This is a genomic window from Magnetococcales bacterium (assembly GCA_015228815.1).
Classification (GTDB): Bacteria; Pseudomonadota; Magnetococcia; order Magnetococcales; family UBA8363; genus UBA8363.
In genome coordinates, this window is record JADGCV010000005.1 from 31,966 (window position 1) to 54,989 (window position 23,024).

Below are 23,024 nucleotides of genomic sequence, written 5' to 3' on the forward strand. Positions count from 1 at the left end.
GTGGGTCCAGGGGGATCATCCCCCTGGTGGGGTCCAGGGGCGAAGCCCTTGGTGGGGTCCGGGGCGAAGCCCCGTCAAGGTTCACGCAAGCATGCCATCAATAACGGTGGCTGGCGGGATGGAGCCTCCGAGGTCTGGAAGGGAAACGCATCATGAAAAAGACATTGGATACCTTTCTTCCCACCCCATCGCGTCTTTGGGCGCCGCAGGTGATGGAACCGGAAGGGGACCGCCCCCTGGTTCTGGACCATGGGGATTTTCTCCTTTCGGCCCAGTATACCCGGCAGGGTGGGGATCTGTTGTTGGAGGGAGGGGACGATCATCCGGGGCATTCGGTTTTGATTCCCGGCTATTTCTCCATGGATACCCCTCCCGATCTGGTCACGGGTTACGATGCGCGGATTCCAGCGGGTCTTGCGGGTTATCTGGCGGGACCGGCGGTGCCGGTGGTATATGCTGCCAACGAAACGGCGGCGCCCGTGGTATCGGCCAGTGATGGGGTGGGGCAGGTCGCCTCGGTGGAAAAGGGGGCGACCATCGTTCGTGCCGGGGTGCGCATGGCCGCGGAACCGGGGATGGCCATCAAGCAGGGGGATGTGGTCGAGACGGTCAAGGGGGGGGGCATCGGTCTGGTCTATGCCGACAACACGACCATTTCGCTGGCCAATTCGGGACGGATGGTGGTCGAGGAGATGAAATTCGACCCGGCAAAGGGGGAAGGTCGATCCACAACCAATGTCGTTCAGGGGGAGTTTTCCTTCGTCAGTGGCCAAGTGGCCAAGATGGGGGCCGATCGCATGGTGTTCAAGACCCCGGTCGCCGTCATTGGGGTGCGCGGCACGACGGTGGCGGGAAAGGCATCGGCGGAAGGGTCGGAGAACAGTTTTACCCTGTTGCAGGATGCCGATGGCAAGGTCGGTCAGATCGCGGTGACCAATCAGTCGGGGACCATTCTTCTGTCGCAGCCCAATCAGACCACGACCATCACCAGTTTTTCCGCCAAGCCCACGCCGCCGGTCATCCTTTCGCCCCAGGAGGTGCAATCGCGTTATGGCGCCGCCACGCGGAATCTGCCACCGCCGCCTGTCAATAATGACGCCGGAAAATCTCCGAAGGATGGTGGCGATGCCGCCGCCTCGGGCAAGGAGGGCAGTCCGGACGGGGGAGAGGGCAAGGAGGCCAAACCGACCGCCGATGGGGAAAAACCACCCGAAGGAGAAGCGCAACCCAAAGAGGGAGGTGAGGCCCCTCCCAAGGAAGGGGAAGGTGTGGGCGCCGAGGGTAAACCACCCCTGGCGGGAGAAGGTCAAACCGCTCCTGGCGCCGAGGGCAAGCCCCCGGGAGAAGGTCTTTCAGGCGCTCAGGGAACGACTGCACCCGTCGATGCGAAAAATGTCGCGCCGCCATCGGCCAAACAAGATGCCTTTTCACAAGTGACCGGTAATCCACTGGTGCAAAAATCGTTGACAACTCTTATGGGAGGCAACGACAACCCGATCCTGGGAGGGACCCAGCTTTCCACATCGCTGCGAACCGACGCGATGAACCTTAATCCTTCGCAGTCGGGTATCAATTCCGTCGGCGGTCTGAATCTTCAGGGAATGCAACAGGGAACGTCGATTCTTTCGAATCCCTTGGCGGAAAACAAAAGCGTCCTGCCTGCCGCAACACGGGTGGAAACGACGACTGTCGTGCCGCAGAACAATCAGCAAAACAATCAGACGACCCCGGCTCGGGATGCGCAACAGGTCTCCGCGCCGACAGGGGATTCGACCACTCCCGCTTCGCAGACGGGTCAGCCGGGAGGATCGACAACGACGCAACCGGGAGGATCGACAACGACACAACCGGGAGGATCGACTCCAAGCGACACACACCCTGGAACTTCCGGAGGGGATTCGGTGACTCCCGTGGTGACCGACCCCGTGACCTCCGATGCGATCATGCTGTCGGTCAAAGATGGGTTTGGTTCTGTCGAGGGACCGTTTTATCTCGACATCGACGCTTCTCTGGGAAATAGCACGGGCATGGGGCCGCTGTCGCTGACCGTGGGAGGATTGCCAGCGAACAGCACGCTGTCCGCCGGGTCGATGGGGAGTGACGGATTGTGGCATCTGACAACGGAACAACTGCCGGGTTTATCATTGTCGTTACCGCAAACCGGAGTGTCCGACACCTTTGCCCTGACGGTGACAGCCTCCTCCACCGAAACGGCCAGTGGCCAGGTCAAGACCGCTTCCGACACTCTGGGGGTCTGGATGGCGGGCCAGAATGATATTTACTACCAAAGCTATAGTTATTCTCCAGGAACGAACAACGAATCGGCGGTGTGGGAAAGCCACCGTTCCGCTACCGGTTCGGCGACGGTGGATCTGCTCCATCAATCGTTGACCTACCAGGAGGAATTCGCTACCGATTCTCCGATTACCAGTCCTTTTGGGAGCATCGTCAGTCAGGATGACGGCTCCTTTGAAATCGCCCTGGGGACCAATGGAACCGCGTTTGGCGCGGTGACTGAAACGGGAACCCTGGGGGCTTTTTTCTTCGATCAGGCAAGCTATCAAACGACGACGCCCAGCACCTTGTTCGGTTTGATCGTTCCTGATGGTGTCGGTCACGACCTCGCTTCCGTGGCAGGGACCTATCGTTTTGCCGCCGTGGATGACGATTCCGTGTCAGGACCAGCAACCTCCTACGGGGTGGTGACTTTGGATGGGGCGGGAAAAGGGACCGCAGTGGAACATGGTTCCTCCGATGGCCATCCAACGACCGAGGCATTCGACTATCAGGTTCAGAGCAATGGTGAAATTTTGATCACCGAGGCGGATGGAGGCATGATGCGGGGAAAGATTTCTCCCGATGGCTCGGCCTTTGTGCTGATGGATCTGCAAACCAATGCCTATAACCTTGTGATCGGCCTGCGCCAGGGGACGGGAACGCCTGATCTTGGCGTTTTGGATGGCGGATCCTATGCCTACGGAGCGTACAAAACGGTCATCAACGATTCCGCCGATCCGTCGATCGTCTACAACAATTGGTTCACCAAGACCGGGATTGCCGATTTCGAGGGGAATGGAACGACAGGATTTCTCGATCAAAGGATTGGTGACGACTATCTGGTGACCTGGGACGACGTCAATCTGATGACCGATTCCCAGGGATGGGTCCAGGTATCGAGTCTGTCGAACCCGCAACACAACGGAGTGGGATTTCTTTCCAGCGATGGCAATATTCTGATCCGGGTCGATACCACTACCGTCGATGGCAGCGACAGTGTCCTCGGGGTCGAGATTGCCTTGCGTCAGGATGTCGTCGAGAGCCAGTGGCAGGGTGAGACGACATCCACCGGGATTGCGCTACCCAAACTTGTCGCGGACGGGTCGGATCAGGGGGAGGGGGTTACGGGTATTGCGGTCACCAGTGTCACCGACGTGTCGGGAGGGGGCCTTTGGCAATACTCGTTGGATGGAGGAACGACATGGGGTGATGTTCATCAGCCCTCGACCGCCTCGGCGCTGTTTCTGTCCAATGATGCCAATACCCGGGTTCGGTTTCTCCCGGACGATGATTTTTCCGGTGACGCCACTTTGGACTATCAGGTTTTGCGGGGCACGGGAAGTTATCTCAACGGGCAGTCCGGGGTCGATGTCAACGCTCCCGGCGCGCTGTTTTCCAAGGTGACCGAGGAGGCCACGGTCGTGGTCCATTCTGAAATTCACGATGATTACCGTGTGGGGATCAATGGTTACGATACCGGTCTGGTCGGGACGACCGAAAAGGATCTCCTTCTGGGTCAGAACGGCAACGATGCGCTGCGCGGCAATGGCGGGTCGGATACCTTGGTGGGGGGGAGTGGAAACGATACCTTTTACTATTATTCCGCTGCCGATTCGACGGTCAACGCCCCTGACCGCATCGTCGATTTTGGCAATGGCAGTGGTGACAAGATCAACTTTGCGCCATCCATGATTGTCGGTTCGTTCAATTATATCGGTTCGTCCACGTTCCATTCGTTGGGGTATACCGAAGCCCGGTTCGACGCAACTTCTGGAATTCTCCAGGTGGATCTGGGTGGGGATGGGACGGCCGACATGGGGATTCAACTGGATGATGTATCCCTCGTGAACCTTGATTCCAGTGACTTTGGAACATCCAGTTTTACCATTTGATCCTGGTCAAAGTTCCGACCGGTGTGATGTCCGATCCTGGAACGTTCCTGATCATTGTGTGGGGTACAGGCCTGGTTGCCATGGAACGATTGATTCGCAGGTTGTTGGTCCGGCCGGGTCTTGTGGTGGAGGTTTTGATTGCCTCGCTCATGATTCATCTTCTTTCGCTGGGGACTTCGATCTATGTCATCCAGGTGCTGAACCGGTATGTGACCAATGGGGTCGATTCGACGTTGGTGACGCTGACCTCCGGGGTCGTTCTGGCGGTTGTCCTGGAGTGGATTCTGCGTCGGTTGCGTTTTCGGATGATGGACGGGTTTACGGTTCGTCCCGACGCGCAACTGGCGGGACGGGGATTTTTTCAGTTGACCGGCGCTCGTGGGGGGATGATCGACCGTTTGGGGGAGGGGGGGCGGCGCGAGGCGATGGCAGCCATTGGGCCGTTGCAACAGGCTCTGGGGCGGGAAAACCTGTTGGCCCTGGTCGATTTTCCGTTTGCGCTGTTGTTTGTCGTGGCATTGTTTTTTTTGAACGTTCGGATTGGCGTGGCGGCGGTTTTCTGTTTGTCGCTGGTTCTGGTCGCGGCGACGGTGGTGCAATGGTTGCTGAAAGGTCCCATGCGCCGGCAAAACCAGCGCAACCGCGAGCAGATGCACCTGTTGCAGTCGGTATTGCGGGCGATCGAGGAGACCCGCGTCTTCAATGCCCAGGAAATGTTGCGTCGTCTGTGGGGGGAGCGGCAGACCCGATGGAATCGGGAAAAGGCCCTGGTCGCTTCGCGACAGGACCTGTTGCGGCAGGTCATCCAGACCGGTTCGGCATTGATGAGCGTGGTGGTGGTGGCTCAGGGGGCGGTCCTGGTGGTTGGTGGGGATATGAGTGTTGGCGCCATGATCGGCGCCAATATTCTGTCAGCCCGGGCCCTGGCGGTGATTTCCCGGTTTGCCCAGCTGGGTGGGGCTTTGGAACAGGGAGCGTCGGCGGCGGAAAGCCTGGAACGATTGATGAGTCTTTCGCTGGAATCCTTCCAGGGGACGGCCTTGAATTCCTTTACGGGCCATCTGGAATTGAACGATTGCGCTTTTGCCTATCCCGGAAGCCATACCCCGTTGTTCGAGTCCCTGTCTCTGCGTTTGGTCCCTGGAAGCCTTGTGGTCGTGGTGGGCGACAACGGGGCAGGAAAGACGACCCTCGCCCGACTGCTCACGGGACATCTGGAGCCGATTCGTGGACGCATTCTGGCGGATGGTTTGGAATTTCGTCAGATGGCGCTCCCCTGGTGGCGGCGGCAATTGATCTATTTTCCGCAGGAGCCGGTTTTCTTCGACGGAACCCTTTTGGAGAACATCACCATCAACCGCCCCGATCTTGCTCCGGATCGTTTGAACATGATGGTCGATATTGCCGGATTGCGCCGTTTCGTCAATGAAAGTCCCGATGGTTTGCAAACCCGTCTGGAAGGTGGCGGCGGGTATCTGTCACTGGGATTGAGGCGCCGCATCGCCCTGGCCCGTGGCTTGGCGAGTGACGGGATGGTGGCCATTTTCGACGATCCCCTGGAAGGATTGGATGCCCCGGGGATTGCCGCAGTCCGGACACTGATTGCCTCGTTGAAGGAAAACCGGCGCACGGTCATCGTCATGACCCACGACGTGCGGCCTTTTCAAGAATTGGCCGATGCCTTTCTCGATCTGAACAGCAAACCCAAACCTTTGTTGCGACGGACCATGCCCGGCGTCGGTGGAGGGTGATCATGGCGGAAATGATCGACTACATCGAGGTCGAGACCGGTTTTCGGGGGCAACATCGTCGTTTTTTCCTTTTTTCGATACTGGTTTTTGCCCTGTTCGGCGCCTGGGCCCATTGGGGGGTGTTGGACATCATCTCGCTGGCGGAGGGCGAGGTTTCCCCTTCGGGCAAGGTCAAAATGGTCCAGCATCTGGAAGGGGGAATCGTTCGCAGCATTCACGTTCGTGAAGGGGATGAGGTGCAAAAGGGTCAGCAATTGGTGATCCTGGAGCCAACGGCCCCCGATTCCGATGTCCAGGAATTGGAGGCGCGTCAATGGTCGTTGCAGGCGGAGGAACGCAGATTGGCCGCCGAGGTGTCCGGAGCGACGAACCTGGAATACGATGCGGAGTTTCAGCGCAAACATCCCGAACTGGTCGCCCAGGGGCTGGAATTGTTTCAGAATCGTCGGCGACATTTGGACAATCTGTTGTCGGAACAGAGGGAACTGGTCCAGCAGCGGCAGCAGGATATCGAGGAAACCGAATCACGGATTGAAAATCAAAAGAAAAGACTGGCATTGTTGCGGGAACAGGTGTCCATCAGCACGTCCCTGCTGAAGCGGGACATTACCAATCGCTACGGCCATTTGGACCTGTTGAAGGAGACCAACGCCCTGGAAGGAAAGCTCGACGAGGACAGGGTTGCCCTGGGGCGGGCGCGGTCGGCGCTCAAGGAGGCCCAGGTCCGGTTGGGGGGACGCCAGAGCGCCTTTGTCGCCGAATCCCAGACGGAATTGCTTCGGGTGCGTCGGGAGTTGCAGGAAATTGCCGCCCGTTCGGGCAAGTTTCGTGACAATCTTGATCGGACGGTGATTCGGGCGCCGGTGGAAGGGGTGGTCAAGACGCTGAATGTGTTTACCATCGGCGGCGTGGTCAAGCCGGGCGATGTGGTTTTGGAACTGGTCCCCAAGGGGGATCGTCTGGTGATCGAAGCAAAGCTGCCGACGCGCGATATCGGCTATGTGCAACCGGGGCAGGTGGCGGAGGTGCGTTTGATCGGGGCCGATGCGGCCCGCTTCGGTAAGATCGACGGCGTGGTGGCGGCGATCAGTCCCGATACCCTGATGACCGAAAAGGGGTTGCCGTTCTACAGGGTGCGCGTGGAAACAGAACGGACGTTTTTCCAGAACGGCGAGCACCGCTACCTCCTCTATCCCGGGATGATCGTGCAGATACTGATCCATACCGGACAACGCACGGTGCTGGAATACCTCCTTTCTCCGTTTCTTTCGAGCGCCCGACTGATCATGAAGGAACCATGAGCGCAGGGAGGTTCGGGGATGACGGATCACGATTCCATCTACCATCGTCTTTTTTCCCATCCGGAAATGGTTGCCGAGCTGCTGCGGGGGTTTCTGCCGTCCGAGTGGATCGAGGAATTCGATTTTTCCGGGATGAAGCGGATGAACACGAAATATACTGCGACGACGGGAGAACGCCGGCGTGGGGATCTGGTGTGGGAGATTCCAACCCGTGCCGGAGGGAGTGTATTCATTCTGCTGGTGTTGGAATTCCAGTCGGACATCGATGATTGGATGGGATTGCGCCTGGCAGTGTATATTGGACTGTTGTACCAGCAGTTGGTGGAGGAGCGGCGGTTGCGGGCGGTCGATGGACTTCCTCCGGTATTGCCTGTGGTGTTGTACAATGGGGACTCCCGTTGGAACGCTGCGACCGACCTTCGGAAGCTGATTCGATTGCGGTGTGGTTCGGCGTTGTGGCCGTTTCAATTGCGGATGGGGTATCATGTCATCGATGAAGGGCGTTATTCCGAGGAGGAGTTGAAGGGACAGGGATCGTTGGTGGCACTTTTTATCCGGATGCAACACCCGACGACCCCAGAGTCGCTGTTGGAATCGGGTCGGGAGGTGGTGTCCTGGTTTGCCGGGCATCCGGATGGGCCACCGGTGAAACGATTGTTCCGGGAATTGATCGCATCCGGTTTGCGTCGGTTGGAGGATACGGTCTCCTTGCCCGGCATACCCGAAGACCTTGAGGAGGTGGTGAACATGTTGGCAACTCAGGTCGAGAAATGGTCGAGGGAAATTGAACGCAAAGGCCATCGTGAGGGCCATCGTGAGGGCCATCGTGAGGGTGAGGCCTGGATGCTGATGCGCCAGTTGCAACGTCGTTTTGGGATTTTGCCCGAATGGATTGGGGAAAGAATCGCCCAGGCCAAACCGGAACTTCTGGAGGAATGGGGTTTGCGGATTCTGGATGCCCGGTCGCTGGAGGAAATTTTTTCGGGGCGAGACTGAAGGACCTTTTCTGGAACGATGATCCAACATTTGGTCCATGTCGTCCAAGAGGAGGTAGTGAACATGTTGGCAACCCAGATCGAGAAATGGTCGAGGGAAATTGAACGCAAAGGCTATCGTGAGGGCTATCGTGAGGGTGAGGCTTGGATGCTGATGCGCCAGTTGCAACGTCGTTTTGGGATGTTGCCCGAATGGATTGGGGAAAGAATCGCCCAGGCCAAACCGGAACTTCTGGAGGAATGGGGTTTGCGGATTCTGAATGCCCGGTCCTTGGAGGAGATTTTCTGGGTCGGGACCGATGGCGATGTCTTGAGATAATTGATAATTATCAATAACCCTGAAAAACAACGATCCATGGCATGGGAGATGAACGTGGGGTGTTGCGTTGATGCGGGTGAAATGGATCGGGAGGTGGCCCGGGGATTGGGAATAACGGTGGCGGAATATGTCGATGCCCTTCTCAAGGGTCGGGTACGGGTGGAACGGATGGAACGGGGAGATGTCGTCGATGGCGCCACGCTCCTGTTTCCCCGGGTTGTATTTCATTATCAGGGTCGTTGGACCCGGTTGGACCTTGCGGGATGATGGTCGTTCCTTATGCGTCGGTCTGCCACAAGACACAGCAGCCTGACCGAAAAGGCGGCGCTGTTATGCAAGGCGCTGCGCCAGGCTGGATTTCATCCCCATCCCGGACCGATCAATGCCCGTGGTCGCGGCGGTGGCGATTGTCGTGTCAAGATCAATTCCGAACCGGGCCGGATTCGTTTGCGGGTGACCGGGCACGGGGTACAGGAGGTGTTCCTTTATGGTCCGGTGGCCATGGACCGGGTGGTCGCGACCATCAAGGAAATTCAGGGGGTGCGCATCGAATCCATCGCCGATGCCCGTCTTGTGAACAAAAAGGTCCTGGCCTCGTCGAAGGAACGCTGACCTCCGCATTGGGATCTCGTTTTGGTATTCCCTCATCGTCGGATTTCCCTCGTGGACGCTTCGATCCACCCTTTTTTCATGATTGAATTCACTAAAAAAGGGTGGGCAAGGGAGGTGAAATCGGGTAAAGTTCCAATCATCAAGGTATTGATCCGTCATCAAGCCCGCGGTCGATCCGGACCGCGACACTGCCAAGAAAAACACACGATCCCTTCATGAGCGACGCCGACAGCGCCAAACAGATTCCGGTCAACATCGAAGACGAAATGAGAACCTCCTACCTGGATTACGCCATGAGCGTGATCGTGGGTCGGGCGCTTCCCGATGTGCGCGATGGCCTGAAACCGGTGCATCGTCGGGTGCTGTTTGCCATGAACGAGCTTGGCAACGATTGGAATCGTGCCTACAAAAAATCGGCCCGCGTGGTTGGCGATGTCATCGGCAAATACCATCCGCATGGCGACGTTGCCGTATACGATACCATCGTGCGCATGGCCCAACATTTTTCCATGCGCTATCCCCTGGTCGATGGTCAGGGAAACTTCGGTTCGGTGGATGGCGATTCGGCGGCGGCCATGCGCTATACCGAGGTGCGCATGACCCGTCTGGCCGGGGAACTTCTGGCCGATATCGACAAGAATACAGTCGATTTCGTGGACAACTATGATGGATCGCTGATCGAACCGGTCGTTCTGCCGAGCAAATTTCCCAATCTGTTGATCAATGGTTCTTCCGGAATCGCCGTAGGCATGGCGACCAACATTCCCCCACACAACCTGGGGGAGATCATCGATGCCACCTGTGCCCTGATCGAGAATCCTCTGCTCGATGTGCGGGAACTCATGAAGTTTGTTCCAGGACCCGATTTTCCCACCGGGGGAATCATCCATGGCCGGGCGGGGATTCGCAGTGGTTATGAAACGGGCAGAGGATCGATCATCGTCCGCGCCCGGACGCATGTTGAACAAAAAAAAGATGGGCGCGAGGCGATCATCGTTTCGGAGCTGCCGTATCAGGTGAACAAGGCGCGCCTGGTGGAACGGATCGCCGAGTTGGTCCGGGAAAAGAAAATTACCGGCATCTCCGATCTGCGCGACGAGTCGGACCGTGAAGGGATGCGCATCGTCATCGAACTCAAGCGGGATGCCCAGCCCGATCTGCTGCTCAACCTTCTGTACAAGCATACGGCGCTGCAATCGAGTTTCGGCATCAATACCCTGGCGCTGGTTCAGGGAAAGCCGGAACTGTTGAGCCTTTCACGCACGCTCAACGAATTCATCAATCATCGCCGCGAGGTCGTCACCCGGCGCACCCAGTTTGAACTCGACAAGGCCCTTGCCCGGGCCCATCTTCTGGAGGGACTGGCGGTTGCCCTGGCCAATATCGATCGGATCATCGAACTGATCCGTCGCGCTCCCGATGCCGCCGTTGCCAAAACCTGGCTGACGGCGGAAGTCTGGGAGCGCGGATCGGTCGAATCGATGCTTGCCCGGGCCATGGGCGAGGGAGAGATCGCTTCGCCGCAATTCGTTCCCGGAGGATACCACCTGACCGAAACCCAGGCCCAGGCGATTCTGGACATGCGGCTGCACCGTTTGACCGGGTTGGAACAGGAGAAAATCCACAAGGAATTCGAGGAAACCCTGGGACAGATCGCCCGTTTTCGTTCGATTCTTGCTTCCGACGGGGTGTTGATGGGGGTGATCAGGGACGAACTGCTGGAGATCAAGGCGATGTTCGGCGATGCCCGCCGCACCGAGATCGTCGATGGCGGGGCCGATCTTCTGGCCACCGATCTGATCGCCGACGAGGAGATGATTGTTACCGTCAGTCATGCCGGGTATATCAAACGTCAACCCAGCGATGAATATCGAACGCAAAAACGGGGTGGCAAGGGGAAATCGGCGACGGGGATGCGGGATGAGGATTTCATTTCGCAATTGTTTGTCGCGTCCACCCATGACACCATTCTATGTTTCACCGACCGGGGGCGGGTTTTCAAGTTGAAGGTTTATGAAATTCCTCAGGCCTCGCGATCGGCCCGGGGACGACCGATCGTCAATCTTCTGTCGTTGGAGCACAACGAGAAGGTGCGTCAGATCCTTCCCGCGCCGATTGCCGACGAGGAATGGGGGCGCTGGGAATTGTTGTTTGCCACGAGCCAGGGTCTGATCAAAAAAACCGTCCTTTCCGCTTATGCCAATATTCGCGGCAATGGTTTGCGGGCAGTGGATCTGCGCGAGGGGGATGATCTTGTGGGGGTCGCCCTGTTGCCAATGTTGCCCGAGGAGTTGGGCGGCGGGGATGAGGAACGGAGTGTCGATGGGGTCGAGGAAGAGGAGGAGGAGCCGGTCGAGGAGGGCGATGACGAGGAGGATGGGGGCGATCCGGAGGGCGTCGATGCCCAGGGTTCCGGTCGCATCATGTTGTTTTCCCGTGGCGGCAAGGCGGTTCGGTTTCGCACCCAGCAGGTGCGGCGCATGGGCCGGGTGGCGCGTGGGGTGCGCGGGATGCGCCTGAAGGGCGATGATCGGGTGATCGCCCTGAACGTCCTGGAACAGGGGTCGGGATGCCAGGTACTGACGATCACCGAGAACGGATTTGGCAAACGGACCGCCGAGGAACTGTTTCCCACCAAGGGGCGTGGTACCCAGGGGGTCATCGGCATCGGGGTCAGCACGCGAAACGGTCCGGTTGTGGACAATCTGACGGTTTGGCCCGGAGATCAGGTGATGCTGATCACCGACAAGGGGACGGTTTTGCGCACCAATGTCGATACCATTCGCCTGACAGGCAGAAATGCCACCGGGGTGACCATCCTTGATGTCGCCGAAGGGGAGCGGGTAACCTCGGTCACCCGGATTGCCGAGGCGGAGGAACAGGAATCGGACGAGGATCCGGAAGAGGTGTAAACACGGGCACAGCCGCAATAACGATTGTGGGTCCGGGGGCGAAGCCCCGGTAAAGTTTGCATGCGACCGCATCGACGGATGGGTCATTCACTAAGGAGAATGTCGGGCCGTGTTGGATATCAAGTTGATTCGCGAACAACCCCAATGGGTTGAAGATCGGTTGAAACGCCGGGGTGGCCGGATCGATCTGTCGGGGTTTCATGCCTCCGAGGCCAGGTTGCGGGAGATCCGTGTCGAAACGGAACGGCTTCAGGCGCGGCGCAACGAGATTTCCACTGAAATCGGTCGCGGAAAAGCGAAAAAACTGGATATTTCCGAATTGTTCGAGGAGATGAAGACCCTGGGGCCCCGGTTGAAGAATCTGGAAACCCTGCTCCGGGAACAGGAACGGATCGTCGAATCGTCGCTGGCCCTCATCCCCAACATTCCCCTTGATTCGGTTCCCGACGGGAAGGATGAACACGACAATGTGGTTCTCAGGTATTGGCCCGGGGAAAAAAGTGCCGGACAGGAAGTGTCTACACCCAAACCCCACTGGGAGATTGGCGAGGCCCTGGGCATCATGGACTTCGATGCGGGGGTGCAGCTTGCCGGGTCAAGATTTACCGTGCTCAAGGGGTTGGGGGCGCGGTTGTCGCGTGCCTTGATCAATTTCATGCTCGACCTGCATACCGGCGAGCATGGTTATACCGAAATCATGCCACCCATGCTTGCCAACGAACGGACCCTGTTTGGCACGGGCCAGCTTCCCAAGTTCGAGGAAGATCTTTTTTCCTGCCGCGACAACCCGTTGTTCCTGATTCCGACCGCGGAGGTTCCCCTGACCAATCTGGTGGCGGACCGCATCATCGAGGAGCGGCAACTGCCGATTCGAATGACCGCCTGGACCAGTTGTTTCCGGCGGGAGGCGGGGGCGGCGGGAAAGGATACCCGCGGTTTGATCCGGCAGCATCAGTTTGACAAGGTGGAATTGGTCTGGGTGACCCGTCCCGAGGAGAGTGCCGCGGCCCTGGAACAGTTGACGGCCCATGCCGAGGAGGTCTTGCGCCGGTTGGAACTGCCGTTCCGGACTGTGGCTCTGTGTGCCGGCGACATGGGATTTTCCGCCGCAAAAACCCATGATCTGGAAGTGTGGTTGCCGGGCCAGGGGTGTTATCGCGAGATTTCCTCGTGTTCCGACACCCAGGCTTTTCAGGCACGGCGCATGAAGGCGCGTTTTCGCCGCAACGGCGAGAAAAAAACCGAGTGGGTCCATACCTTGAACGGATCCGGGGTCGCGGTGGGTCGTGCTTTGGTGGCGATTCTGGAAAACGGACAGCAGGCGGATGGCAGTGTCGTGGTGCCCAAGGCTTTACGTCCCTTCATGGGCGGCATCGAGGTCATAACGCCCGTATCAGGGTGATCCGGGAATGCGTTTCAAGGAGCGTCAGGAGAGAAATTTTTTATAATCCGTGGACCTTCGGGGCCAGGGTTCCTTGAATTCGCCACCGCTTCTTTTTTCGTTTCGGTTATGATGGGCCTTGAGAAAGGCTTCGACGACGGCAGGATCGAAATGAGTCCCCGATCCCCGTTGGATTTCGGCCAGGGCCTCGGCGACCGGCCAGGATTTTTTGTATGGGCGGACGCTTACCAGGGCATCGAATACATCGACCACCGCCACGATTCGGGCGGCGAGCGGGATTTCGTCCCCTTTGAGCCCCATGGGATAACCCGTCCCGTCCCAACGTTCATGATGGGACAAAGCGACCTGCAAGGCTACCTTGAAGCGGTCGTCCTCGGAGAGAATTGCCGCCCCGATGCCTGGATGGGATTTGATCATTTCGAATTCGTCATCGGTCAGGCGTCCGGGTTTGAGCAATACCGCGTCGGGGATGCCGATCTTGCCGATGTCATGCATCATGCTGGCCTGTCCCATTTCCATGGCTTCCTCGGCAGGACATCCCAGTTCCAGGGCGGTTTCCACCGTCTGGCGCGCCAGACGTTTGATGTGGTCGCCTGTTTCGCTGTCCTTGAATTCGGCGGCAACCGCCAACATGCGCATGGCATTGCGGTTGGCCCCCTCCAGGGCATCGTACAGGCGAAGGTTTTCCAGGGCGTTGGCGCATTGAATGGAAAAAACCTCCAGAAGGTGGCGTTCGTTTTCCGCCAGGGGACCGACCTGTTCCAGGAAAATCAGACCGATCGGTTTATGGTGTATCATCAGCGGCAGAAATACCTGGTCGGGAGGGAATGGTTGTCGCGTTTCATGGGGGGCCAGTTCCGCCAGACGATCCTTGAGGGATTGTATTTTCGCGTCATCGCCGATCTTTTCGCCCCACCAGGATTGGGGGGTCAGGAGACCATGGGCATAGGTGGCGATGAAGCCGCGGACATTGTTTTCTTCGACCTTTTCCTTGTCCTGGAAGCGACAGCTGATTTCGCACAGGCGGATGATCTGGGTCAGGGCATCCTTGAAGAAGGTCGTCGTTCCGCCAACCGGGTGCAGATACATTCCGGGGGCGGCGTTGAGGACCATCTCCAGGCCTTGACGGCTGTTTTCGATCTGTTTGATGTCGCGATAGGATTTGATGGCGGAACGGATCGTGGTATACAGTTTGATGGCAGTGAGTTCGGTTTTTTCCTTGTAGTCATCGATGTCGTAATTGTCGATGACGTAGCGTTCCGGGGCGTGTCCGGGTTGACCGGTGCGAATGATCAGACGAATGGCCGTATTGCCGAACTCCTCACGGATCGTCCGGACCAGTTTAAGCCCGGCATCGTCGGTTTCCATGACCACATCGATCAGCGCGACCGCAATTTCGGGTTCGCGGCGATAGAGTTCCAAGGCTTCTCCAGCCCCATGCGCCAACAGCAGGCGAAGTCCCCTTCCGGCGAATTGAAAATCCCTGAGACTGATCCTGGTGATGGCCAGTATGTCCGGATCATCGTCAACGACAAGAATCGTCCATGAAGTTCGGCTGCCGCTTTCCCGGGATGTGACAATCCCGGGTTGGACGATGGATTTGCGGATGATTTTCATTCATTCATTCCGGAATGGGAAAGGATATGTGAAACTGGGTTCCATGTCCCGGTGAACTTTCGCATGAAATGGAACCATTCAGCTTGGACGTCACAATATTGTAACACAAATAAAGCCCCAAACCACTCCCTCCCTGATTTCTGATGGTGGTGAAAAAAGGTTCGAACACCAGACCGCGAACCGATTCCTCCATGCCGCATCCGTCATCGGAATAATCAAGGAATAGTCTGTTGTCGAACCTGTGGGAAGAGATGACGATCGTTCCCGCGGGAGATTCTCCCTTGTAGCCATGGGTGAGGCTGTTGATGATCAGGTTGGTGAGGATCTGTTCAAGGGTTCCCGGCCAACTGAGGACTTTGAGCGTGGGTTCGATGGTGACCTGAATGGTGATGTTTGTTTTCTTGAGTTGATTGTGGAGGGAGCGGACGACATCCATGACGACCTCGCGGACATTGAACGATCGCTGGATGTCGGCGCTCTGATCGACGGAGGTTCGTTTGAAGCTGGCCACCAGTTCTCCTGCCCGTGAAATGTTGGCCATCGCCAATTCGGAAGCCTCCCGGATGGTGGCGATGATCACCTGAAGTTCCTCTTCGCGGACTTCGTCCTGTTCCAGCAAGCGTTCCAGGGAACGCAGGGACTCGCCGACAAGCGAGAATCCGGTGACGGCGACGCCGATGGGGGTATTGATTTCGTGGGCGAATCCGGCGACCAGACGTCCGAGGGAGGCCATTTTTTCACTTTTCACCAGTTCGTTGCGCGTCTGTTCGAGTTCGTCGATTTTGGCGTTGAGTTCCCTGGTTCGCTCCACGACCTTGATGTCGAGGGTGCCGAGCAGTTCGGCAAGCGAGGCTTCCAGGTGTTTGCGTTGGGAAATGTCCTCTTTGACCGCGAGAAAGAAACGGATGCCGCCGCTTTCGACACGAATGGGGGAAATGGAGGCGTCCTCCCAGTAGAGTTCACCATTTTTTCGGCGATTGAGCAGTTCTCCATGCCAGACCTGCCCGGCGAGGATGGTTTCCCAGAGTGTTTTGTAGATTGAAGGGGGCATTTCTCCCGAATTGAAAAGTTTTGGATTCCGCCCGATCAGTTCGCTGGTGTCGTAGCCCGAGACCCGGCAACAGGTCGGATTGACGTATTCGATCAAACCCTGGGTATCGGTGATGACGATGCTGGAGGGACTTTGTTCGAGGGCCTGGGACAGATAGCGCAATTTTCGTTCGGTCATTTTGCGGTCGATGATTCCGGCCAGGGTCTGGGCGATGGTTTCCAGGAACCGGACCTCTTCGACATCGCGGGCATGACCGACCTGAAGATAGAGGTTGATGACGCCCAGAAGGCGATCGCCCAGGAGGATGGGGACGCAATAATGTCCGTGATCGGACATTCCCTCGAATTGGAAGGAATGATCTTCGTTGACGTGGGATGCGAAGATCAATTGTTGGGTCGAGGCTGCCCTGCCGCACAGGCATTGCCCCATGAAAATTTCCCGGCATTCTGCCTTGACCGGGTCGGCAAGCCCGTGTTCGACGAGCATGTCGAGTTTTCCTGTTTTGTGATTCAACAGGAAGATGGCCCCTTTGTATTGCAGGGCGAGCCAGGGGACGGCGAGGAGGATTTGCAGGGACTTTGTCAGTTTTTCGTTGAGCGTCAGAGGTTTGAGGGCAACTTCAAGAATATTGTTGATGGCGACGCGGGACATGAAGTCGCGGTGGTTTTTTTCCGCGTTTCGTTTGCGTTTGCCGATGTCGCGCATGATGGCGCAAAAATAGCGGCGTCCGCCGATCGACCAGGTGGACAGAGCCGCCTCGACGGGGAGAATCTGGCCGTTCTTGTGCAGTCCCTGGAGTTCGAAGGTTTCCTCGCGGCGACGGGTGACGCCGGCGGCGACGGCGGAGGCGTATCCGTTGAGGTGCGCCGAAAGATGTTTCGCGGGGATCAACAATGCCACTGCCTTGCCGAGGATTTCCGCCTCCTGATGACCGAACAGGCGCTCGGCGCCGCGATTCCAGGAAGTGATGAATCCCTCTTCATCCGCCGAAATGATGGCATCGGTGGCGGATTGTGTCAGGGCGCGGAATCGGTTTTCCTCCTCTTCGAGTTCCTTGAGCCCTGCGTTCAAGGACAGTTGGGCGCGTTTAAGTTCCCGCCCCAGGTGTTCGAACATCCGGTGCTGGGATGCCAATTCGTCCCAAACCTGCCCCTCAGAGGCCAATCCCTGTTCCGGGGCGGCGGTGAATCGTTCCATGGCGCGACGGCTCGATGCCAGGGGATCAAGCACCAGTTTTCTCAGCAACAGCCACAGGAACAGGGAAGCGAGGATCACCCACCCCATGAGCGAAAGCGTTATGGCGTCGGAAAGGAAAAAATCGGCGTTGGAAAAGGTCGATGGATCCAGAAGGACCAGGGTTGCCGCCAAGGTCGCGGGGGAGGATAGGGGGGGGGATCCCTGATGCGCATCCTTCGTTGTGTCCAAGGCGACAGCGTCGCGGACGCCCTCGTGACATCCCAGGCATCGTGACGAATAGTGGATCGGTCGTGCCAGGGCATACCAGTCGGTCCCCTCGATGGGGACCCATCCTTCGGCACGGTTTTCAAGAATCGACGGCGCCAGGGAAGACAGGATGTGTCGTTCCTGGGGCGAAGGATGGTTCAGGGGGTTGAGCGGATGGAGACTGATGTCGCGGATGAGATAGGCGTTATGTGATCCTGTTGCGAAATGGCGTGTTGTCATGCACCAGGGGTTGCCTGGATCATCCCCGTGTTCCGCAGGTCGGGCGGCGCGGTATTGAAATACCATGTCCAGAATTTGATTGGCTTGAACGTTCAGCATTCGCTGCCAATCCTGGGTGCGATGATGGTGGGACAGCATCAGGAGCCCGGCAAGAAAGACGATGCCGAATGCCGTGATCCATCGTGAAAGCTGCGTTGCCAATGACATTCAGTTTAATCCGGCTCCCCCTCCGGGAGGAACAAAACAGGGGTTAAAAATTTACATTTTGTTACGGCATGCAGACATTGAACACCATCATGGTCAGGTTTTCAATCGAATTTTCCGGTTTCATGTTCAATTCATGGGCGTAATGGGAGGGAGCCTGCGATGAAATGGACATCCATTTCTGGCGGAAACAGGATCATCGCACGGATTATAATTGATAAAATGTTTTATTTGATGATATGGAATAAAAATTGCTCGATGGATCGAAAGCGGCATTATCGAATGTTGAACCCAAGCTTTCGGGGAGCCCGGACGATGACCATCGACATCCAACCTTCCGACCTGGCCAAGCTCAAGGAACTCGACGATTATGAAGAGTGGCTGGAGTTTTTCATCGAGATTGGCGAAATACAGGTCATCGATGGGGAGGATTCCTCAATGTGAACAAGGGGATGCCATCCGGAACGTAAAGACACATCCCCTTGAACCAGGCACTTTCCCGGGGAGGGAAAACGGGATAGAATCCTCGTTCAGTCTCCGGTGCTGCGTCGGGGAGTTTGGGGAACGCACATTTTGAGGTTTCCTGGCGCCGAAGGCCCGAGGGGCTTGGCTTCCGGTATTCCGGGATCTGGCTGCCTGGAATCGGATGGTCTCCTGGCATGCCACCGCGCAAAATTCAACCTGAACCTCAATCCCCATGCTTGATTCCCTCTTTTCCCGGTTTACCATCACCTTCTGGATCCGCTGGATCGCCGTCAGTTCCCTGGCGATATTCTTGACGGTCATCGGGTTGAACTATTCGTCGATCGGAGCGGTCCAGGAGATGAACCGGGCACTCCAGGAAGGCCCGCTGGATGCTCGGGGGCGATGGTTGTCGATTGCCTTGCGGTTTGCCCAGATGGAGGCCATTCGCATGGCCTTTCTGGCCCATCCATCCGCCGAGACCGCGGCGAAGGTTGAACCGATTCAGGAGTCCATGGCTGTGGATCTGGCGGCGCTTGGCGGGGCCGCCACGGACGAGGTGCGGCGGGAAGCGCGGAACTATTCCCAGGCCTACGCGCAGATTGTCGAAGCGGTCGATGAGAAAGTGCGATTGAACCAACTTCTGGTCAAGGATCGGGAGGAGGTCGAAACGCAGGTCTATGAGTTGGACAACAAGACCATGGAGGAGGTACTGGTCGAATTTCAGTTGGCCGAGTTGGGATACATGGCGCGGCAGACTGCGGAACGGGTCAATTCGATCCGGGTGATCCTGGACCGCATGGCCCGTGATGTTTCGGCGCATCCCAAGGCGGTGCCGGTGCTTGCGGCGGTGACGGGTTATCGTAAACGGTTCGAGGAGATCGTCGCCAAGGATCAACGGGTGACGGAGCGGACCGGGTGGATGTCGTTGACCGCCGAAAAGGTGACGCGGCTGGTCACCGAGCGGGTTGCGGAGGCGGATCGGCAGGCGGAAGCGGCGGCGCGAATGGCCCGGGACAAAGCGGCATCGGCGCAACGGATCGCCCTGGTGTGGACGGTGGTCGGGACGGTGGTGGCGATGGTTCTCTCTTTCCTGTTCGATCGTGTGTTCAAGGAGCGGATTCGTTTGACGCTGGAGGGGTTTTCGGTGTTGTCCCAGGGTGATCTGCGTTTTCGTTTTGCTGGCACCGGTCAATCTTCCAACGAACTGTATCGGATCAATGCTGCCGCCAATCGGATGGCCGATACGTTGTCGGCCTTGTTGACGACGATCACCACCCGGGTGAATGCTCTGAACAGCATGATCGACATCCTGAACGCCACCCAGCATGCGTTGCAAAAGAAGTCACACGACGGTCTGGAACGAATTGGCGCCATCCATGTCCGCAACGAGGCCGTCGAGGATTCGTCGCGCAAGGTGGATGACCATGCCCGGGCGACACTCGGACAGGCGGAGGAATCCAGGGATGGGGCGTTTTTGGTCCTCAACCATATCAATACCATTGCCGCGGCTTCCGAGGAGGCCAGCAGCAATGTTTCGACCATGGCCGCCGCCGCCGAGGAGATGACCGCGAATCTGGCGGGGGTCAACACCAGCCTGGCAGACACGACGCGATCGGTCGCCGATGTCGCCAGGGAGATCCGGCAATTGGATCAATCCCTGGATCAGGTACGGCAGCGTTGTGAAATGGCGGCCCATGAGGCCGGCAGATCCATGGAAAACGTGGAGAAGGCGCGGGAGATCATTCAGGTATTGACCGACGCCAATCAGGAGATTGGTTCGGTGGTCGAGCTGATCAACAACATTGCCGACCAGACCAACATGCTGGCGCTCAACGCTTCGATCGAAGCGGCGGGGGCGGGAGAGGTCGGGCGCGGGTTTGCGGTGGTAGCCAACGAAGTCAAGGAACTGGCCAAGCAGACCTCCAACGCCACCCTGACCATCACCGACCGCATCATGGAAATGCAGTCCCAGGCCAGGGATGCCCGGACCGTGATGGTGGACGTGGTTGCCAGCATTGTCAAGGTCAATGACATGAATGCCCAGATCACGTTGACGGTGAATGAGCAGAGCCAGACCACGCGCAGGATTTCCTCTTCGGTGGGTGATGTGGCTCAGGGGGCCGAGGCAGTCAGCGTCAATGCCCAGGAGTTGAATCTTGCCGCCAACGAAATCGCCCGGGCGGCGGGTGAAGCGGCGGCGGGGACCTCGGAAATCGCCCGGGTCGCCGCCGATACCTCGACCCAGACCCGGTTGCTCCATGGCAGCGCCGAAACGACCCGTGATCAGTCGCAACAGGTTTCCGGAATGACCCGGGAAATTTTTACCGCGAGCGACGAGGTGCGCAATCTGGGTTTGCGCATGATGGAGGAAATGAACGAACTTCAGGTCGTGACCGATACCATCAGCGCCATGGTTGACAAACTGCATGAAGTCGCTTCGGAATTGCATCAGGCGACGACGGTGTTCCGGGTTGTGGGATGAACGCCTCGATGTATCCGAAGAAGAAACCGTAACGTACCCGTCTCCCGTTTCCATTATTCATGTTTGATTGTCCGATGCGATTGCCATCATGACCTATAATGCTTCTCATATCGAGGTTCTCGAAGGTTTGGAGGGGGTTCGCCGTCGTCCCGGCATGTATGTCGGGGGGACCGATCTCAAGGCGCTGCACCATCTGGTCGCGGAAATTCTCGACAATGCCACCGATGAGGTGGTGGCGGGACATGCCGACCGGATCGATGTGCTCCTTTCCCGGAGCGGATCGATTGCGGTTCAGGACAATGGCCGGGGTATTCCGGTCGATCCCCATCCACGTTATCCCGACACCTCGGCGTTGGAAATCATCCTGACCCGACTCCATGCCGGCGGGAAGTTTCACAACAAGGCTTATGCGACGTCGGGAGGATTGAACGGTGTCGGCATTTCGGTCGTCAATGCCTTGTCCAGCCATACCGAAGTCACCGTCGAAAGGGATGGCCACTGTTGGCGTCAGACGTTTTCCAAGGGAGTGCCGAGTTCGCCTCTGATCGAGGTCGGCCCGACGAAAAAGCGTGGCACCCGGGTTGAATTTCTTCCGGACGTGGGCATTTTTCCCGATGTGGCGTTCCATGTGGAGCGGATCCTGGAGATGTGTTGCGCCAAGGCTTATTTGAATCGCGGGGTTCGGATTCATCTGACGGTCGAGGAGACGGGGGTGGGGCATGAGTTCCATTATCCCGGTGGCGTCCGGGATTACATGGATCAATGGCTGGCGGAAAAGAGCTTTGTCATCGACAAGAAGTTTTCCGGGAATGTGGATCAACAGGGGGAGGGGACCAATCCGTTGCGTCTGGAATGGGCCATGGCCTGGACCCATGAAGAGAAGGGGAGGATTCTGTCCTATTGCAACACCATTCCGACGCCGGATGGCGGGACGCATGAAGCGGGACTTCGTTCGGCTCTGCTCCGGGGGATTCGTGAGTATGCCGAAACGCGCAACCTGTTGCCCAAGGGGGTTGCCATCATTGCCGATGACATTTTCGATGGTTTGTGGGCGATCGTGTCCCTGTTCATTCATGAACCCGAGTTTTCGGGACAGACCAAGGAGAAACTGGCGGCGGCCTGGGTTGCGCGGCCCGTGGAGAGTGTGATCAAGGATCATCTGGATCATTGGTTGCATGGCGACGTGGAGCAGGCGACCCGTCTGGTGACGGTGATTGCGGATCGGGCCCAGGAGCGGCAGAACCGGCGAAAGGATTTGAACGCCGTCAAGCGCAAGACGGCGACCACCCGTCTGACGCTTCCTGGAAAACTGACCGATTGTTCCGTCGGCGACAGTTCCCAGTCGGAACTGTTCATCGTCGAAGGGGATTCGGCGGGGGGGTCGGCCAAGCAGGCGCGCAATCGTTTCAATCAGGCGGTTTTGCCGCTTCGGGGCAAGATTCTCAACGTCGAGCAGGCCAATCTGGAAAAATTTGAGAAAAACTCCGAAATACAAAGCCTGATCACCGCCATCGGGACCGGATTTGGACAACGATTCGATTTGGGGGGGTTGCGTTATGGTCGAATCGTGATCATGACCGATGCCGATGTCGATGGTGCGCACATTGCGAGTCTTCTGTTGACTTTTTTCTTTCGCTTCATGTTTCCGCTGATCGAGAATGGCCATTTGTACCTGGCGCAACCGCCTCTGTACCGGCTGACCTGCGGCGCCGACTCCTGGTATGCCCTGGATGATGCCGAAAAGGAGGTTGTGATTGCCAGGATCCACAAGAAAAAGGCCAAATCGGGCAAGGTCAAGATTGATCAATCAAGGTTCAAGGGATTGGGCGAGATGGATCCCCGGCAGTTGCGCGAGACAACCATGGATCCTGCATCGCGGCGATTGATGCGGGTGTTCGTTGACGATGGCGATTTGACCCGGGACACCTTCAACCGGCTGATGGGAAAAAAACCGTTGGAACGGTTCAGGTTCATTCAGGAGAAGGCGCCGTTCGCGGAAGGGAGTCTGGATATCTGACGACGTGGGATCGGGTTCGGACCGTCATGTTTCTCGGGTTGATC

13 protein-coding genes are annotated in these 23,024 nt (G+C 57.7%); 11 read left to right on the forward strand and 2 right to left on the reverse strand.

Annotation, left to right across the window (positions count from 1 at the left end):
- Positions 1-152 precede the first annotated feature (152 nt).
- The 9 genes from HQL76_03200 to serS all read left to right on the forward strand — a co-directional run bounded on the left by HQL76_03200 (position 153) and on the right by serS (position 13,461).
- Positions 153-4,169: a FecR domain-containing protein gene (locus HQL76_03200; protein MBF0108168.1), complete on the forward strand. Its 4,017-nt coding sequence runs from the start codon at positions 153-155 to the stop codon at positions 4,167-4,169.
- A 26-nt stretch (positions 4,170-4,195) separates the two neighbouring features.
- Complete coding sequence (locus tag HQL76_03205) at positions 4,196-5,920, forward strand: ATP-binding cassette domain-containing protein (GenBank protein MBF0108169.1); 1,725 nt, start codon at positions 4,196-4,198, stop codon at positions 5,918-5,920.
- 2 nt (positions 5,921-5,922) lie between these two features.
- Positions 5,923-7,221 (forward strand): HlyD family type I secretion periplasmic adaptor subunit, encoded by a 1,299-nt coding sequence (locus tag HQL76_03210; protein MBF0108170.1) that lies wholly within the window; start codon positions 5,923-5,925, stop codon positions 7,219-7,221.
- A gap of 18 nt (positions 7,222-7,239) precedes the next feature.
- The gene (locus HQL76_03215) at positions 7,240-8,217 is read left to right on the forward strand and encodes an Rpn family recombination-promoting nuclease/putative transposase (GenBank protein MBF0108171.1); all 978 of its coding nucleotides are present in this window, start codon (positions 7,240-7,242) and stop codon (positions 8,215-8,217) included.
- A gap of 63 nt (positions 8,218-8,280) precedes the next feature.
- Complete coding sequence (locus HQL76_03220; GenBank protein MBF0108172.1) at positions 8,281-8,535, forward strand: DUF4351 domain-containing protein; 255 nt, start codon at positions 8,281-8,283, stop codon at positions 8,533-8,535.
- 54 nt (positions 8,536-8,589) lie between these two features.
- Positions 8,590-8,802: a hypothetical protein gene (locus HQL76_03225; protein ID MBF0108173.1), complete on the forward strand. Its 213-nt coding sequence runs from the start codon at positions 8,590-8,592 to the stop codon at positions 8,800-8,802.
- Between the two features lie 12 nt (positions 8,803-8,814).
- Complete coding sequence (locus tag HQL76_03230) at positions 8,815-9,147, forward strand: hypothetical protein (protein ID MBF0108174.1); 333 nt, start codon at positions 8,815-8,817, stop codon at positions 9,145-9,147.
- A 215-nt stretch (positions 9,148-9,362) separates the two neighbouring features.
- Positions 9,363-12,059 (forward strand): DNA gyrase subunit A, encoded by a 2,697-nt coding sequence (gyrA, locus tag HQL76_03235; GenBank protein MBF0108175.1) that lies wholly within the window; start codon positions 9,363-9,365, stop codon positions 12,057-12,059.
- A 109-nt stretch (positions 12,060-12,168) separates the two neighbouring features.
- On the forward strand, positions 12,169-13,461 hold the full coding sequence (gene serS, locus HQL76_03240) for a serine--tRNA ligase (protein ID MBF0108176.1): 1,293 nt from the start codon (positions 12,169-12,171) through the stop codon (positions 13,459-13,461).
- Positions 13,462-13,485: 24 nt separating this feature from the next.
- Here serS and HQL76_03245 read toward each other — a convergent pair whose 3' ends face one another.
- Positions 13,486-15,078 (reverse strand): DUF3369 domain-containing protein, encoded by a 1,593-nt coding sequence (locus tag HQL76_03245; GenBank protein MBF0108177.1) that lies wholly within the window; start codon positions 15,076-15,078, stop codon positions 13,486-13,488.
- 4 nt (positions 15,079-15,082) lie between these two features.
- Positions 15,083-18,019, reverse strand: a complete 2,937-nt coding sequence (locus tag HQL76_03250; protein MBF0108178.1) for a PAS domain S-box protein — start codon at positions 18,017-18,019, stop codon at positions 15,083-15,085.
- Between the two features lie 694 nt (positions 18,020-18,713).
- On the opposite strand from HQL76_03250, the gene HQL76_03255 reads away from it, so the two are divergent.
- Entirely contained in the window at positions 18,714-20,963 is a 2,250-nt protein-coding gene (locus HQL76_03255; protein ID MBF0108179.1) for a hypothetical protein, read from the forward strand.
- 88 nt (positions 20,964-21,051) lie between these two features.
- Positions 21,052-22,980, forward strand: coding sequence for a DNA topoisomerase IV subunit B (gene parE / locus HQL76_03260; protein ID MBF0108180.1), 1,929 nt, complete (start codon positions 21,052-21,054; stop codon positions 22,978-22,980).
- Positions 22,981-23,024 lie beyond the last annotated feature (44 nt).

Coding starts and splice junctions, on each gene's coding strand:
- HQL76_03200 (MBF0108168.1), top strand. CDS start 153: ATGAAAAAGACATTGGATACCTTTCTTCCCACCCCATCGCGTCTTTGG.
- HQL76_03205 (MBF0108169.1), top strand. CDS start 4,196: ATGTCCGATCCTGGAACGTTCCTGATCATTGTGTGGGGTACAGGCCTG.
- HQL76_03210 (MBF0108170.1), top strand. CDS start 5,923: ATGGCGGAAATGATCGACTACATCGAGGTCGAGACCGGTTTTCGGGGG.
- HQL76_03215 (MBF0108171.1), top strand. CDS start 7,240: ATGACGGATCACGATTCCATCTACCATCGTCTTTTTTCCCATCCGGAA.
- HQL76_03220 (MBF0108172.1), top strand. CDS start 8,281: ATGTTGGCAACCCAGATCGAGAAATGGTCGAGGGAAATTGAACGCAAA.
- HQL76_03230 (MBF0108174.1), top strand. CDS start 8,815: ATGCGTCGGTCTGCCACAAGACACAGCAGCCTGACCGAAAAGGCGGCG.
- gyrA (MBF0108175.1), top strand. CDS start 9,363: ATGAGCGACGCCGACAGCGCCAAACAGATTCCGGTCAACATCGAAGAC.
- HQL76_03245 (MBF0108177.1), bottom strand. CDS start 15,078: ATGAAAATCATCCGCAAATCCATCGTCCAACCCGGGATTGTCACATCC.
- HQL76_03250 (MBF0108178.1), bottom strand. CDS start 18,019: ATGTCATTGGCAACGCAGCTTTCACGATGGATCACGGCATTCGGCATC.
- HQL76_03255 (MBF0108179.1), top strand. CDS start 18,714: ATGCTTGATTCCCTCTTTTCCCGGTTTACCATCACCTTCTGGATCCGC.
- parE (MBF0108180.1), top strand. CDS start 21,052: ATGACCTATAATGCTTCTCATATCGAGGTTCTCGAAGGTTTGGAGGGG.